Below are 14,115 nucleotides of genomic sequence, written 5' to 3' on the forward strand. Positions count from 1 at the left end.
CATCCTCCGTCAGAACTGACGATCCGATACCTTCGACCGGACTCGTTGCGTAACGATAGGCAAGTATGCCACAGAGGAATATCGGAGCCCGCTCGATGCCTTCAGACCCGAATGTTGAACTAGCGCAGAGCCTTGGCGCCGAGATCCGTACGCGACGGCTTGAACGAGGGCTCACGATGGCGCAACTCGCTGAGGCCTCAGAACTCTCGCAGCCGTTCCTCAGCAAGGTCGAGCGCGGGCTGGGGACCCTGAGTATGGCTTCACTCGACAGGGTGGCGCGGGCCCTCGGCACCAGCGCAGTGGGCCTACTGGGAGGGCCTACGGCTCCGACATCGATCGACATCGTCCGAAAATCCGACCGACATCGCCTGCCCGCGTACGAAGGACAAGCCGGCTTCGGCGAAGCCCTCACGAGGCGATCCGGCCAGCTTCGTGTGATCGAGTTCGACAGCGGCCCGGTGAACTTCCTTGACGAGCCGTATGTCCACCGAAACGACTCGGTTTGCGTTGTGATCTCGGGTAGCTACGAGTTCGAATTCGACGACACCCGAGTCATCCTCACTGAGGGGGACAGCATTTCGGCCAGCGGAGGAGTCCGCCAGCGCTATCGGGCGCTGGAGCAACCAGCCCGGTTGCTGCTGATCCTGGTTAGCGAGGATGCCGAAGTAGTCCGAGGCGACTCGGCAATTTAGGCACGTTGGGTCTTGAACTCCTGATCCTACGGGTGTATTCCTATCAGGAATATCTCATGCTTCAAGGGGGACCCCGTGCATCGTTCGAACTCGAGTCGTCGAATGGCGAGTGCGCTAGTGCTCCTGATCATGATCGGTTCCGTGGTGACGGCCTGCGGCGATGCCGACAACGACACCTCGGCGACTACTCAGGCGCCCACCTCCGACCCAGGCACCGAGGGCGACGGCGATTCGGCCTCCGGAGTTCAACTCTCCGGAGTCTGCCCCGACACGATCGTGATCCAAACCGACTGGTATCCGTCGGCGGAACGCGGCCCGCTCTTCCAGATGCTCGGCGACGACTACCAGATCAGCGTCGAGAACAAGACCATCACCGGATCTCTCATCGACCACAACGGTCTTGACACCGGAGTCGGTCTCGAGATCCGTTCAGGCGGACCCGCCATCGGCTTCTCGCCCGTCACCAGCCACATGTACGTGGACCAGTCGATAACCATGGGCTTCACTAGCCACGATCAGGCAGCAGCGGCATACGACGACGCACCCACATTGTCGGTCGTGGCTCCATTCGACAAGAACCCTCAGATCGTGATGTGGGATCCCCAGACTTATCCGGAAGTCGAGACCATCGCCGATCTGGGGGAGTTGGGAGTCACCATCAACGTGTTCCCCGGCGGACCTTGGCAGGAGATCTTGACCCGCGAGGGAGTCGTGCCCTCCGGCTCATGGGATCCGTCTTTTGACGGAACACCAGCCAGATTCGTGGCTGCCGGTGGCGAAATCGCCCAGCAGGGCTTTGCCTCGGCCGAACCCTACGAGTACGAGACCCTCGAGCAGTGGGGCCGTCCGGTCGCCTTCCAACTGGTTCACGACACCGGTGTGCAGTTCTACTCGCAGCCACTGGGCATCCGCACCGACGACCTCGAGACCCTCAGGCCCTGCCTTGAGCTGTTCGTTCCGATGGTGCAGCAGTCGACCGTCGACTACATAACCGGGCCGAATCGGGCCAACGCGATCATCATCGAGATGATCGATGCCCTCGATGAGGTGATCTACACGGCCGACGAGGCCGACTGGGCCGCAGGTCAAATCCTGGAACTCGAGCTCATCTCGAACGGTCCCGACGCCACCCTGGGCAACTTCGATCTCGAACGAGTTCAGCGGGGCATCGATCAGATGATCGAGGTGGGCATCGAGATGCCGGCAGACCTCACGGCCGAACAACTCGCCACCAACGAGTTCATCGATCCCTCGATCGGCCTTCCATAGCGCGTTCGCCGAGGCGGGCGGGTGTTCCTCCCAGGGTCCCGCCCGCCTCTGGCAGCCAGGCGCTAGATCGTTCTGGCTTGATGGCTACAGTTGCCGCATCCTGCCGACGAGCACAGGGGACTGCAATGGCCGGCAACTTCGGCGCACCAAACGGCGATGGGGGCGTTAACCCCAACGGTCACTACGACGGAGGGGGCAGCGGCGGCACGGACCCTGTCCCCTATCCCGACGTTGGCGGTGACGGCGGCGGCGACACCAAGGAAGTGGATCTCGAGTTCGACTCGGGATCGTCTAGCAGCGCTGGCGACGATGCGGGTGTCAACAAGGGCGTGGGCACGCAGACCAATGCGGGCCCATCGGAATTCCTGACCTACGCCTTCGACGTCAAATACGAAGGCAAAGACCCTGCGTTGTCCATGGCTACGCCTCACTCCTCCGAAGAGCCCGAGAAAAAGGGCGAGGATGGTGAGGGGTCGGACCCACAGCAGGCAGAGGAGCAGGAATCCAGCTCGATTTTCAAGATGGACCCTTACGGGGGCCCGGGCCACGACCCTGTGGGACCTGATGGCACTGGTTCTGGCCTGAACTTCGACGACGACCGTTTGCACGATCTACTCGACGACCACACGATCGAGGATTTCGACGACGACGTCGACATGTTCGATTGACGAGCAGCGCCGCCGAGCTCGAAACGAAGCGTCAGGCGAACAGCGCCTTGGCGGCGGGATAGTCGGCCTTGCCGTTGGGAGCCCGCGGAACCCGTTCCACGACGCTCAGTTGCTTCGGCACCTTGTAGCCGGCGACGCGGGTCTTGGTGTCCTCGATGATCTGGTCGGGCTCGGCGGCGGCACCAGGCGATAGCGACACGACTCCGACGACCCGCTCACCAAACCGGTCGTCTGGAACTCCGAAAACCAGAGCGTCCTCGACGGCCGGATGGGCCTTGACGGCCTCCTCGACCTCTTCTGGATAGACCTTCTCGCCCCCGGTGTTGATGCAGTTCGAGCCGCGCCCGAACAGAACCAGGGTGCCGTCGGCGGCGATTGTGGCCATGTCACCCGGGAACGAGAACCGTTGGCCGTTGACCTCGCGGAACGTTCTGGCCGACTTCTCGGGGTCTTTGTAGTAGCCGAGCGGCACCAGGCCACCATTGGCAACCATTCCCACCTGACCCGAGCCGGGCTCGACCTCGGTTCCGTCGTCGAGGAACACCTTCGAAGTCGGATTCAGGGCGAACTGGGCCGTTTCCCCGGCAGGTGTGTCCTTGGTGGTGATCGATGTTCCCATTCCGCCCTCGGTCGAGCCGAGAACGTCGGCGATGGCGACTTGCGGGATGTGCTTGATGAGCCCGAGCTTCACCGGAGTCGAGAACATTGCGCCCGACGAGATCAGCAGCTGCAGTGACGACAGGTCCCAGCGACCGGGCGCATCTTCGAGGGCTCTCAACAACGGTTTCGCGAAGGCGTCACCCACGATGATCAGGTGCTGTACGCCGTTGCGTTCGACCGTGTCCCATACCTCGACTGCATCGAGGTGCCTGCTTTCCAACAGCACGGCGGTGCCACCGAACATGTGCGGGGTCATCATTCCCAGCCAGCAGCCGGTGCCGTGCATCAGCGGAGGCCCGGACATCGCCACCAGCGGCCGGCCCGACTCATAGGCAGCGCGGGCGGAGTCGATCACATCGGCGACCCGCTCGATGGGTGGTTGGCCGATCATCGGCGGGTACGACTGCAGGAAGAACGATGTGAAGTCGCCCAGCCCGTACATGACGCCCTTGGGCATTCCGGTGGTGCCACCGGTGTACAGCATGTAGATGTCGTCGACACCGGGAGGTCGGCGGGCAGCGGGTTGGAGGCTGGCCTGAATGTTGTCGTACGCGCTTGCACCGTCCACTGCGGTGCCAGGACCGGCACCCTCGTCGTCGACCTCGACCAGCACCTTCACCTTGCCGAGCCGACCCTGCAACCTCTGTACCCGATCGGCGAGCGAGCGGTGGTAGACGAGGGCCTCGATGTCGGCGTTGTCCAGCAGGTAGACCAGCTCGTCATCGAGATACCGATAGTTGACGTTGATCGGTACGCCACCGATCTTCATTGCGGCGAAGTTCGTCTCGCAATACTCGGGAGAGTTGTACAAGTACATCCCCACCTTCGACTGCGGTCCGAGACCTGCATCCAGGAGGGCTTGGGCCAAGCGAGCGGCCCGTCTCTCGTACTCACCCCAGCTGATGGTGCGATTCCCCTGCACGACGGCGGCCTGGTCGGGCACGGCATCGGCCACGGCTTCCCAGATGGCTCCAAAATGTGCGTCCATATGCGAACCCTACGCGTGCGCAGACCACGAGACCGAAGTCACACCGACTGCAGACGCGCCAATGGCGTGACCGCGATTTCGGCGGTCACGCCACTGGGATTCGCTGGTGTCTAAGGATCAGCTAGAGGGAAGCAGAACCGAGTCGATGATGTGCACGGTTGCGTTGGCGGTCTGGACGTCCATGCACAGCGTGGTGGCGGTGCCGTTGACCAGAACCGAGTCGCCGTCGGCCGTGAAGGTGATGGTCTCGCCGTTCACGGTCTGCGCCGAACCGGCCTCGATGAGCTCGGCCGAGCTGAGTCGCTCACCGGCGAGCACGTGCAGGGTCAAGACGCTGGTCAGCAGGTCCTGATCGGCCAACACCGCAGCCAGCTGGTCTTCGGGCAGCGCAGCGAACGCATCGTTGACAGGTGCGAAGATCGTGAACGGTCCATCGCTGTTCAATGTGTCGACCAGATCGGCCGCCACAACCGCATCGACAAGCGTGCTCAACAGCGGATTGTTCGAAGCAGCAGTGGCCGCAGTGTCGTCTGCCATGCCGGCAAACGAACCCTCACCATCGGCAGGAACAGCACCACACGCAGGGCCCGAGGGCATCATCGCCGACTCGCCCATCGAGTCGCCACCCATCGAGTCGCCACCCATCGAGTCATCGGTCATCGCTGCAATGGCGTCGAGAGCCACCTGGGGCAGCAGAACCGAATCGATGATGTGCACAGTGCCGTTGGCAACCGGCACATCAGAGCAGATGACGTGGGAATCGTTGACGGTCGTACCGTCGGCGCCCAGGCTGACCTCGCCGCCCTCTACGGTGGCAAACGTTCCACCGCTCAGTGCGGCTGCGTCGTTGTCACCTGGCACGACGTGATAGGTCAGCACCGCCGTCAGCAAGTCCTTGTCGGCCAGCACGGCGTCGAGGATCTCGGGATCGATGGCTGCGAACGCATCGTTGGTCGGGGCGAAGATCGTGAACGGCCCATCGCTGTTCAACGTGTCGACCAGATCGGCCGCCACAACCGCATCGACCAGCGTGCTCAACAGCGGATTGTTCGAAGCAGCAGTGGCCGCAGTGTCGTCGGCCATGCCGGCAAACGAACCCTCACCATCGGCAGGAACAGCACCACACGCAGGGCCGAAGGCTCCCATCATGTCGCCCATTGCGCCGTCATCGACCATGGCTTCGGTGGTTGTCGAAGCCTGAGTCGTGGTGGTCTGGTCGGCATCTGCCGCGGCATCGCCGTCGTCACTTGCACACGAAGCGAAAACCAGGGCGCCTGCCGCCACCACTGCCGCGAGCCGCAACCTCGAGCGGGCCGGGCGCTTGTGGTGGTCGAGTCTGTTGTTGTTCATGATCTTGCCTTTCTTGCAGTTGCGATCATCTGGAGCGTTGGTCACCGGCCTCAGGCCTCGTCTACGAGGACCACGACCGTGTGGTGACCGGTCGCTCCGTTTGGAAGTGGTTCGGAGCGGTCGGCGGTCTGGATGGATCCGTTTCGATCTGTTGCACGAACGGTGACGGAGTGCCGGCCAGGCGTGGCGTCCCAAGGCATCGACCACTGGCGCCACGTGTCGTCGCTCACGACGTCAGCCAGATCGGCCGGCATCCACGGGCCGTCGTCTATCGACAGTTCAACTCGCTCGATGCCCACGGTCTGGGCCCACGCCACCCCGCCGATCACGAACGGTCCTGCAGCGATGCGGGCCAGGCCCCTTGGGGTGTCGATGCGGCTCTGGAGCTTGATGGGTGCCTCGACCGAATAGCCGCGCGGTACCCAGTAGTGATCGAAGGCGTCGAATGTCGTCAGCTCGATCTCGCTGAGCCACTTGGTTGCCGACACATAGCCGTACAGTCCGGGGACGATGAGCCGCGCCGGGAAGCCGTGGGTCAGCGGCAGCGGCTCGCCGTTCATACCAACGGCTATCAGGGCGTCGCGGCCGTCCAATGCCGCCACCGGGAACCCGCAGGTGTAGCCGTCGACCGAGCGCCCCACGATCTGGTTTGCGGACGGGTCTATGCCCGCCTCGTCGAGCAGGTCATCCAGACGGGCGCCCAGCCAGCGGGCGTTGCCGATGAGGTTTCCGCCCACGGTGTTGGAGACGCACGCCAGCGTTATGTCCTTCTCCACCAGTTGCCGGTCGAGCAGTTCCGCGTAGCTGAGCCGCAGCTCGTTGTCGACCATTCCTGTGACCCTCAGCGACCAGGTATCGACGGGCACCTGGGGAACCACCAGCGCAGTGTCTATGCGGTAGAAGTCGGCGTTGGGGGTTACGAATGGGGCGGCGTTCTGGGCTTGGGCACCCGCAGGGATGGGGCTCAGATCGTTGGCCGGAGGTGGCAGCTGAACCGCCGCCCTCGAATCGGCGACTCCGAAGCGGCCGTTCAGCTTGCGGCCCGCGATGCCGGCAACCCCGGCCCCGGCAGCGACCACGCCCACAGCGGCAAGGAACCGGCGGCGCTCGTTGGGGTGTTCCATCCCCACGTGCCGAGGCTCGGCCAGGTTTGCGAAGCCCACCAGAGCCAGCCCAGCGGCGACCGAGCCCACAATCGTCGGAAGCGCCTGCCACCAGGCACCACCCGACCGACTGGTCCAGGCTGCAGCAGAACCCACCAATGCAAACAGCGCTATGCCCGCCAGGCCAACCCGAAGCCGGTGCCGAAGTGAGACCACTCCAACGGCGGCGGAGTAGGCGACCAACACCACGGCAATTCCGGCAAGCAGAGCAAGCTTGTCGTTGGTGCCAAACCAGTCGATTGCCCGCTCCTTCAGGGGGGCCGGCGCCAGATCGACCACCCGATCGCCCACCGACACAACGGGCGAACGCAGCGAGCGACTTGCCGCGCCGACCATCTCGGCGATGCCCAAGCCCAGGCCGGCCGAAGCGATCCCCGCAGCCGCCGCGCCTGCGATACCAGGGCGGGCTGTGTCGTCTCGAGAGTTGGCTTCGGGTTCCTCGCTGGTCTTCATGAACCAGGTTCGGAGCCCTCGGCCTGGTGGATGGGCTAGCTCGTCTCGCCGACCAGCAGGATCTCCCCGGTCGGCACATCTGAGCCGGTGTCGGGTTCGATGGTGATGCCCCAAGCCGCCGGGGCCCGCCCTTGGAGTTCAAGCGCAAGACGAATCGACCCGTCCTGTGGTGAGAACAGGCCCGTAGGGTTCGGGCCCTCGGCATCTATCAGCCACAGCTCGTAGGCGTTGCCTTCGCCGGGTTCGGCCAACCCGTTGGCAACCAAGACAGCCCGGTCCTGCGACGCCGACCAGACGACGCTGGCCTCGCCTGCATCGCCAACCAGCTCGGTGGAGCGGGCGTCGTAGGCAAACAGAAGCTCGGTCGACTCGTCCCTGGTTGTTGCTGCCACCTGCATTCCAGCGAGGAACCCGGCCACTGCGACTACGGCCGCGGCGGCAAAGGCCAGAACGCGCCTTCTGGGAAGGTCTCGCCGCTTGCGTTCGGCCAGATCGACGACGCTGTCGGGAAGCGAGGGAGCGATCTGTCTGACCTGGCTGATCTCTGCAAACACTCGTTCTCGTACAGCCGATGGCGCATCGGTGGCCGTAGACGAGGCGAGCTTTGCTGCTGCCTCTCTGAACTCGGCCACATCGGCCGAGCAGATCGAGCAGGTCGGCAGGAACGCCTCGAATGCACGAGCCTCTTCTTCGTCCAGGGCATCGAGGGCGTATGCCGCGGCGAGGTGATGAAAGTCGGCGGTCATCGGTTCACCCCCAGGTGATCTCTCAGCTTGATGAGGCCGTCACGTATGCGGCCTTTGACGGTCCCTTCGGCGGCACCGAGCAACGCTGCCACCTCTCTATAAGTGTGGCCGTCGAAATAGGCGAGCTCGACAGCTGCCCTTTGATCCTTGGTCAGATGGTCCAGCGCGGCCATCACGCGGGTGCGCTCGAACCTGTCGATCACCACCTCGCTGACCTGGTCGTGATCGGTTTCGGCCTGGCGGCCGATCAGGTCGTTGCGGTTGCGATGGGATTGCTCGGAGCGAGCCCTGTCCACGGCTCGACGATGGGCGATCGTAGCGATCCACGACGACGCGGCACCACGATCGGGGTCGTACCGGGCCGCCAGACGCCAAGCCTCGACGAACACCTCTTGGGTGACCTCCTCGGCATGTGACGGGTCACGCAGGACGCGCAGCACCAGGCCATAGACCATGCTCGACGTTGCGTCGTAGAAGTGGACGAAGGCCTGCTGGTCACCGCGCCCTGCTGCGGCCAGCGCTGCCGAAGCGGCATCGCGTTCGTTGAATGGGTCGGTGGAGGGGCGATCGTTCACCATGCGAAGTCGCCCTCGACGGTACGGCTCACGCATCGCCCGGCCACATCCTCAGGCCACATCGGCCGATCAGAATCATGCCCCCGGTTCGGAGCCGCCGCCCTCCTGGATGGGTTGATTCTCCGCAAGAACGCTCTTGGAACGCATGAGCGATCGGCCTCACACCGCGCACTAATCACGTCGCATCGCTACCCAGAAGCATCAAAGCCAAACCTGCGGCACCAAAGAACCATCTGGGGCAACTCGCCCCGCCGCTTTGACGCGCGGCGATACTAGGGCGATGCGGTTGCGAACCGTTCTCCTGGACCTGGATGGTGTTATCAGGCACTTCGACCCTGCGCACGTTGCAGGCGTCGAACAACGTCACGGGCTGCAGCCAGGAAGCCTGCCCGCGACCGCGTTCGAATCCGCGCTCCTCGATCGGGTCATCACAGGACGAATCAGCCGCAGCGACTGGGTGACGGAGGTGGGGCGCAGGATCGGCAACCTCGCGGCCGCCGAGCAGTGGATGGCAGATCGAGGCTGGGTTGACGATGCGATGATGCGCGAGGTCGACCGGCTGCGGTCTGGGGGCCACGTGGTAGCCGTGCTGACGAACGGCACCGACACGATCGCCGAAGAGATGCGTGAACTGGGTCTCGATGACCGGCTCGACGCGGTCTTCAACAGCGCCGAACTCGGTGTTGCAAAGCCCGATCTGCGGGCTTTCCAGCTTGTCGCCTCCATGCTCGACGTCGACCCGACCACGGTGTTCTTCACCGACGACAGCGAATCGAAGCTGTCTGGAGCGGTCGAGCTTGGCATGACCGCCAGACGTTTCGTCGGGGTCGAGACCTTCCGCCGACACCTCGTCGAACTGGGAATCACCTCCGCATGAGTGGTCGATCGTCCGAACCGTAAGCGGGCAGAGGGTTCGGAAATTGATCCGAAGTCGTGGGGGGCTTCTGCGATCATGCTGAGCATGAGCTTTGCCGGTCGCGGAATAGACCCGCCGCGGGGATTCGCAGGCGACGGCTTTGTGGTGAGGCCGCTGCTGCCGTCTGACGTCGAACTCGACTATGAGGCCGTGATGGCCAGCCGCGAGTTTCTCTACCACTGGGAACAAGATCCGCCGTATCCGGCCGAGGACTTCTCGCTCGAAGACAATCTGGCCGACCTCGAGCAGATGGCGTCCGAGCACAGCGCCGGTTCTCGCTACACCTACACGGTGATGAACGCCGACGAGACTGAGACGCTTGGATGTGTCTACGTGCTGGCCAACGACGACCGGATGTATCAGACGGCAACCGTGACCTCCCACGACGGGACCGACCTGTCCTCGGTCGACGCCACCGTCGTGTTCTGGGTCCGGCCATCGACCTGGGCCGATGGATTCGAGCGCACACTTCTCGAGGCACTGCTCGACTGGTTCGGCAGTGATTGGAGTCTGGAACGGCCGGTGTTCGTCACCAACGAGAGCCTCGACCACCAGATCGCCACCATCGAGTCGCTCGGGCTCGTAAGGCGCTTTGACTACGACCGAGCCAAGGACATGTACACGTCTCACGCTTACGCTTGACGTTGCTGGTTCAGCCGAGGGCTATCTCGAACTGGTTTCCGCCCGGGTCGATCAGACACTGGACGCCGTCGCTGTGCGGATCGGCTCGAGAGGCCCCCAACGACACCAGTCGAGCGATCTCGCCATCGAGATCGCCGCTTGCGACAACGAAGAGCCGAAGTCGCCTGCGAACCGTTGGCGGCGCCGGCGGCTCGCCTCCCCACGAGACCTTTGTGCCGCCTGCGGGAGACTGCACAGCTGTCTCTTCATCTTGATCCCACACGAGGGGCCAACCGAGAGCTTGACTCCAGAAGACACCCACCTCTCGGGGTCCGTCACACGCGAGTTCGCCCAGAAAGCCACATCCGGCAAGAAAGCGATTACCGGCTTCTATTACACAGAACTCGTTGCCGTCGGGGTCTTCCAGCACGATGTGACCATCTTCGGGGGTCTGGCCGAAATCGACGTGGCTGGCGCCCAGCTCCAGCGCCCTTGCGACCGTCGCCTCCTGGTCGGCTGCGGTGCGACTGGTCAGATGAAGGTGTGCCAGGTTGGGTCTCGTCTTTGTCGCCGGGTCAGGCACGAAGCGAAGGCCGAGCTTCGACTCGTCGCCAGGCAGCAGCAGGCCGGCTCCGTGTCGGACCGGTTTCCCTGCCAAGCAACCCGGCCCAGAAGCCTGCGAGCCGACCGACATCGCCGGCATCGAACGTCACCGCCAGCAGATGCGAGCCCATGTGCGGACACTAGCCGGGCGGTTGCGACTCGGCTTCGCCGTGCAATCCTCATCGGCCAATCGTACGCTCGGCGCGATGCGGGGCCCTGATGGTGGTTCCGCAAACCCAGGAGATATGGCATGACCGACGAAACACCCGGGCCGGCGTCCGGACGCCCTCGGTTCTTCAGCGGAGAGCCGGTGTTCGAGGTGTTCTGTCGGCCAGCCGAGTTGCTCCCCTCGACGACCATGCCCGCTTCGTCGCACCCAATCGAGTGGCCCACCGCCGAGCCCATCGATCTGCCGCGAACGTATGAATTTCACGGCACCGAGCGGCCTGTCGAAAGGTTCGTCACCGAGACCGACACCGCTGCGCTGCTGGTCATCCACGACGGCGCGATCCGCTACGAGAACTACTGGCACACCGGAGGGCCGCATGTGCGCTGGCTGTCGATGTCGGTCGCCAAGAGCTTCATCTCCGCCCTGGTCGGCATCGCCGTGGGCCAGGGCGTGATCAGCAGTCTCGATGATGCGATCAGCGACTACATCGCCACACGGCCAGGCAGTGCCTACGACGGAGTGGCCATCCGCGACGTTCTCCAGATGTCGTCAGGAGCGCGATGGGATGAGGACTACAGCAACCCTCAGTCCGACATCTTCGCGTTGAGCGCAGCGTTCTCCGGCGTCGGTTCTCTCGACGGGTTCGTGGCCGCCGCGACCCGGGCTACCGAGCCGGGAACCGTGTGCCTCTACAACTCCACCGACACCCAGGCGTTGGGCGCCCTGCTGGTGGCAGCCACGGGGCGCTCGATAACCGACTTCATGACCGAACACCTCTGCGAGCCGCTGGGCATGACCAGCCCCAGCCACTGGCTCGTGGACTCCACAGGCAGAGAAGCCGCCTACTTTGGGCTTGCGATGACGGCACGCGACTTCGCTCGGCTCGGCGAGCTGTACCGCAACGGCGGTCGGTGCGGTGAACACCAGGTGGTTCCGGCCGGCTACGTCGCCGACTCGATCAGGGCTCATCACCCGCATACCCAACCCGGCAATGTCCAGGTGTCAGGTCACGAGTTCGAACTGGGCTATGGCTACCAGTGGTGGCTGCCAGACGGCGACCCTGGCGAGTTCAGTGCCATCGGTGTGTACAACCAGCTCGTCTACGTGCATCCACAATCGGGCTCGGTCATCGTCAAGCTCTCGGCCAATCGCACCTATGGCACCACGACCGACGAGGCAACGAACCGCGACGCCGAGAACGTGGCGTTCCTACGCGGCATCGCCCGCAGCCTCACCTGACACCCAGGTCAGGTCGAACAATCCCTGATTGGGGTCTTGATCCTGACGCGACGTCAGGTCGTACCTTGACCTCATGGCAACCGACGAAGACGCACGCGGCCACCGGATAGGGCAGGTCGCTGCCGCGGCCGGAGTCACCGTACGCACGCTCCACTACTACGACGAGATCGGCTTGCTGACCGCCGCGGGACGCACATACGCCGGGCACCGGGTCTACAGCGACGGCGACATCGCGGTCCTCTATCGCATCCAGTTGTTGCGCCAGCTCGGCCTTTCTCTCGACGAGGTTGGCGCCGCACTGAACGACCCCGACAGGAATCTGACTTCGATAGCGCCCGCGACCTCGAGGGTGAGCTCTGGTCGTTCATGAAACCTCTGGAATCGGTCTGGTAGGACAGAGCCGACGGCCGGCATGGCGATCCATGGACAGTGCGGCTGCGACAATTGGGTGATGTCGATGGGTGGCACCAGCTCGTATCGCGACCTCCCTGCGAACTTCACCGTGCCTCAGCTGGTCCGCGATGCCGTATCGGCAGCCGAGCGCCTCGATTTCGGCCTGTGCGTGCGACCCGAGATCGGTCGCCTTCTGGGCGTCTTGGCCGCCGGGCTGGGTTCGGGTGCGCTCATCGGTGAGACCGGAACCGGCACCGGCGCCGGGCTCGCCTGGCTTTTCGCACACGCCCCGAGCGGCTGCAGGTTCCTGAGCTACGAGATCGACCCCGACCGCGCCGCCGCGGCCCGCCGACTGTTCGCCGACCACGACAACGTCACCATCGTCACCGGCGACGCAGCCGGCCTGTTCGCCGATGGGCCGTTCGACCTGCTCGTCCTCGACGGCGGGCCGGGCAGTGGAAAGACCCCCGACGACCCGCCTGTCGAACCGTCCAAGGTGCTGAGGCCTGGTGGCACCGTCACGGTTGACGACTACACCCCGGCCACGAGTTGGCCACCAACCTTCGGCAACCAGCCGGACACCAGCCGCATCCATTGGCTCACCCACCCCGATCTACATGCCACCGAAGTCCAAGTCGCTCCCGACCTTGCCGTCATCGTCGGCAGATACCTCCCCTGACGGCACTCGCGGACTGCGGCTCCGCACGATCCTCGATCGATGCAGGCCAACGTTCGGCCGCTCAGGCGATTCGTTCGAACAGGTACGCGAACGACGAGCGGGTGTAGGGGATACCTCGGCCGAGGTCGTGGAGACTCTTGACCGTGATCGGAAGGGGCTTCTTGGGGACGAGATATGCGTCCAGGTCGCTGTCGTCGATCCGATAGCCGAGCGTGCTGTCGGGATGGACGACCGCCGCAAGTCGGTACCGGTCATCGATCGAGGCCATGGCTGCGTCGCCGTGGCTCGGGTTGACCAGCAGGAAACCCCCGACACGCAAATAGCGGGTGCAGTGCTCTGACACGAACCCGGCATAAAGCGAGACGAGCAGATCAAAGGACGCGTCGGCGAGGCCGAGGTGGTCGCTGTAGTCCGCAGCGATGAACTCGAACGCCCTCAGCCCCGCGTCGGTCTGGTTGGCCGCGATGATCTCGCCAACCCCCTCGACATCGGCGAAGAACCTCGCCGCCCGACGATCCATGTCGAGGTAGGTGACTGTTGGGAACACGAACGAGGCCGCCACGTCTACATACGAGCCCGGATACAACACCCGTGACACCTCGAGGTAGCCGGCGACCGCGCCGAACAGGCGGAGCCGATCCCCGTCGATTTGGTTCTGTTTGGCCCACAGCTTCTCGGTGGCGGGCTTCATCCCGTCTCGCCAAGAGCATCTTCGGCGTGGGGTCGCACCCCTGGAAGCCGACAGGTCAGCATGATGTTGCCCGATTCGAACGACGCGACGAGCATGCTGCCAGCATTCGACTTCTGGGATGTCAGCAACCCCGAGTTCGAAGAGTTCGCCGACACCCAGTTACCACCAGCGCCCTGGTGATAGCCATCGGCGGTGGTCATGAGGAAGGCGGCCAGCTCCACGCCTGAACCCTAGACGTAG

The 14,115-nt window shown here is 64.1% G+C and carries 16 protein-coding genes; 8 read left to right on the top strand and 8 right to left on the bottom strand.

Annotation, left to right across the window (positions count from 1 at the left end; translation table 11 throughout):
- Window positions 1-95: 95 nt before the first annotated feature.
- The 3 genes from R2770_17725 to R2770_17735 all read left to right on the top strand — a co-directional run bounded on the left by R2770_17725 (window position 96) and on the right by R2770_17735 (window position 2,629).
- Window positions 96-692, top strand: a complete 597-nt coding sequence (locus R2770_17725; GenBank protein ID MEZ5282305.1) for a helix-turn-helix transcriptional regulator — start codon at window positions 96-98, stop codon at window positions 690-692.
- Window positions 693-794: 102 nt separating this feature from the next.
- Window positions 795-1,961 carry a hypothetical protein gene (locus R2770_17730; GenBank protein MEZ5282306.1) on the top strand — a complete coding sequence of 389 codons (1,167 nt, stop codon included), beginning with the start codon at window positions 795-797 and terminating at the stop codon, window positions 1,959-1,961.
- Between the two features lie 125 nt (window positions 1,962-2,086).
- Entirely contained in the window at window positions 2,087-2,629 is a 543-nt protein-coding gene (locus R2770_17735) for a hypothetical protein (GenBank protein ID MEZ5282307.1), read from the top strand.
- Window positions 2,630-2,660: 31 nt separating this feature from the next.
- Here the strand turns inward: R2770_17735 and R2770_17740 are convergent, their stop codons facing one another.
- From R2770_17740 to sigK, 5 genes are all read right to left on the bottom strand, one after another.
- Window positions 2,661-4,277, bottom strand: a complete 1,617-nt coding sequence (locus tag R2770_17740; protein ID MEZ5282308.1) for an AMP-binding protein — start codon at window positions 4,275-4,277, stop codon at window positions 2,661-2,663.
- A 117-nt stretch (window positions 4,278-4,394) separates the two neighbouring features.
- Window positions 4,395-5,627: a fasciclin domain-containing protein gene (locus R2770_17745; protein MEZ5282309.1), complete on the bottom strand. Its 1,233-nt coding sequence runs from the start codon at window positions 5,625-5,627 to the stop codon at window positions 4,395-4,397.
- A gap of 50 nt (window positions 5,628-5,677) precedes the next feature.
- Window positions 5,678-7,243, bottom strand: a complete 1,566-nt coding sequence (locus tag R2770_17750) for a molybdopterin-dependent oxidoreductase (protein ID MEZ5282310.1) — start codon at window positions 7,241-7,243, stop codon at window positions 5,678-5,680.
- Window positions 7,244-7,278: 35 nt separating this feature from the next.
- On the bottom strand, window positions 7,279-7,989 hold the full coding sequence (locus R2770_17755) for an anti-sigma factor (protein MEZ5282311.1): 711 nt from the start codon (window positions 7,987-7,989) through the stop codon (window positions 7,279-7,281).
- A complete protein-coding gene (gene sigK / locus R2770_17760; protein MEZ5282312.1) occupies window positions 7,986-8,567 on the bottom strand; it encodes an ECF RNA polymerase sigma factor SigK in 582 nt (193 codons plus the stop codon). Before sigK ends, R2770_17755 begins: the two co-directional genes overlap by 4 nt.
- 277 nt (window positions 8,568-8,844) lie before the next feature.
- Here sigK and R2770_17765 point away from each other — a divergent pair, with 277 nt between their 5' ends.
- Both R2770_17765 and R2770_17770 read left to right on the top strand, forming a co-directional pair.
- On the top strand, window positions 8,845-9,441 hold the full coding sequence (locus R2770_17765) for an HAD-IA family hydrolase (GenBank protein ID MEZ5282313.1): 597 nt from the start codon (window positions 8,845-8,847) through the stop codon (window positions 9,439-9,441).
- An 84-nt stretch (window positions 9,442-9,525) separates the two neighbouring features.
- Window positions 9,526-10,122, top strand: a complete 597-nt coding sequence (locus R2770_17770) for a GNAT family N-acetyltransferase (protein MEZ5282314.1) — start codon at window positions 9,526-9,528, stop codon at window positions 10,120-10,122.
- Window positions 10,123-10,132: 10 nt separating this feature from the next.
- Here the strand turns inward: R2770_17770 and R2770_17775 are convergent, their stop codons facing one another.
- Window positions 10,133-10,795: a VOC family protein gene (locus tag R2770_17775; protein MEZ5282315.1), complete on the bottom strand. Its 663-nt coding sequence runs from the start codon at window positions 10,793-10,795 to the stop codon at window positions 10,133-10,135.
- Window positions 10,796-10,954: 159 nt separating this feature from the next.
- Between R2770_17775 and R2770_17780 the strand changes: the two genes are divergently transcribed.
- The 3 genes from R2770_17780 to R2770_17790 all read left to right on the top strand — a co-directional run bounded on the left by R2770_17780 (window position 10,955) and on the right by R2770_17790 (window position 13,184).
- On the top strand, window positions 10,955-12,112 hold the full coding sequence (locus R2770_17780; GenBank protein MEZ5282316.1) for a serine hydrolase: 1,158 nt from the start codon (window positions 10,955-10,957) through the stop codon (window positions 12,110-12,112).
- A 73-nt stretch (window positions 12,113-12,185) separates the two neighbouring features.
- A complete protein-coding gene (locus R2770_17785; GenBank protein ID MEZ5282317.1) occupies window positions 12,186-12,482 on the top strand; it encodes a MerR family transcriptional regulator in 297 nt (98 codons plus the stop codon).
- Window positions 12,483-12,569: 87 nt separating this feature from the next.
- Window positions 12,570-13,184 carry a class I SAM-dependent methyltransferase gene (locus R2770_17790; protein ID MEZ5282318.1) on the top strand — a complete coding sequence of 205 codons (615 nt, stop codon included), beginning with the start codon at window positions 12,570-12,572 and terminating at the stop codon, window positions 13,182-13,184.
- A gap of 61 nt (window positions 13,185-13,245) precedes the next feature.
- On the opposite strand, the gene R2770_17795 is transcribed toward R2770_17790, so the two are convergent.
- Window positions 13,246-13,875, bottom strand: coding sequence for a hypothetical protein (locus tag R2770_17795; protein MEZ5282319.1), 630 nt, complete (start codon window positions 13,873-13,875; stop codon window positions 13,246-13,248).
- Complete coding sequence (locus tag R2770_17800) at window positions 13,872-14,096, bottom strand: hypothetical protein (GenBank protein ID MEZ5282320.1); 225 nt, start codon at window positions 14,094-14,096, stop codon at window positions 13,872-13,874. The genes R2770_17795 and R2770_17800 overlap by 4 nt, the downstream gene beginning before the upstream one ends.
- Window positions 14,097-14,115 lie beyond the last annotated feature (19 nt).

Source organism: Acidimicrobiales bacterium (assembly GCA_041394185.1).
Lineage (GTDB): Bacteria > Actinomycetota > Acidimicrobiia > Acidimicrobiales > Poriferisodalaceae > JAAETH01.

Coding starts and splice junctions, on each gene's coding strand:
- R2770_17725 (MEZ5282305.1), top strand. CDS start 96: ATGCCTTCAGACCCGAATGTTGAACTAGCGCAGAGCCTTGGCGCCGAG.
- R2770_17730 (MEZ5282306.1), top strand. CDS start 795: ATGGCGAGTGCGCTAGTGCTCCTGATCATGATCGGTTCCGTGGTGACG.
- R2770_17735 (MEZ5282307.1), top strand. CDS start 2,087: ATGGCCGGCAACTTCGGCGCACCAAACGGCGATGGGGGCGTTAACCCC.
- R2770_17740 (MEZ5282308.1), bottom strand. CDS start 4,277: ATGGACGCACATTTTGGAGCCATCTGGGAAGCCGTGGCCGATGCCGTG.
- R2770_17745 (MEZ5282309.1), bottom strand. CDS start 5,627: ATGAACAACAACAGACTCGACCACCACAAGCGCCCGGCCCGCTCGAGG.
- R2770_17750 (MEZ5282310.1), bottom strand. CDS start 7,243: ATGAAGACCAGCGAGGAACCCGAAGCCAACTCTCGAGACGACACAGCC.
- R2770_17755 (MEZ5282311.1), bottom strand. CDS start 7,989: ATGACCGCCGACTTTCATCACCTCGCCGCGGCATACGCCCTCGATGCC.
- sigK (MEZ5282312.1), bottom strand. CDS start 8,567: ATGGTGAACGATCGCCCCTCCACCGACCCATTCAACGAACGCGATGCC.
- R2770_17765 (MEZ5282313.1), top strand. CDS start 8,845: ATGCGGTTGCGAACCGTTCTCCTGGACCTGGATGGTGTTATCAGGCAC.
- R2770_17770 (MEZ5282314.1), top strand. CDS start 9,526: ATGAGCTTTGCCGGTCGCGGAATAGACCCGCCGCGGGGATTCGCAGGC.
- R2770_17775 (MEZ5282315.1), bottom strand. CDS start 10,795: ATGTCGGTCGGCTCGCAGGCTTCTGGGCCGGGTTGCTTGGCAGGGAAA.
- R2770_17780 (MEZ5282316.1), top strand. CDS start 10,955: ATGACCGACGAAACACCCGGGCCGGCGTCCGGACGCCCTCGGTTCTTC.
- R2770_17785 (MEZ5282317.1), top strand. CDS start 12,186: ATGGCAACCGACGAAGACGCACGCGGCCACCGGATAGGGCAGGTCGCT.
- R2770_17790 (MEZ5282318.1), top strand. CDS start 12,570: ATGGGTGGCACCAGCTCGTATCGCGACCTCCCTGCGAACTTCACCGTG.
- R2770_17795 (MEZ5282319.1), bottom strand. CDS start 13,875: ATGAAGCCCGCCACCGAGAAGCTGTGGGCCAAACAGAACCAAATCGAC.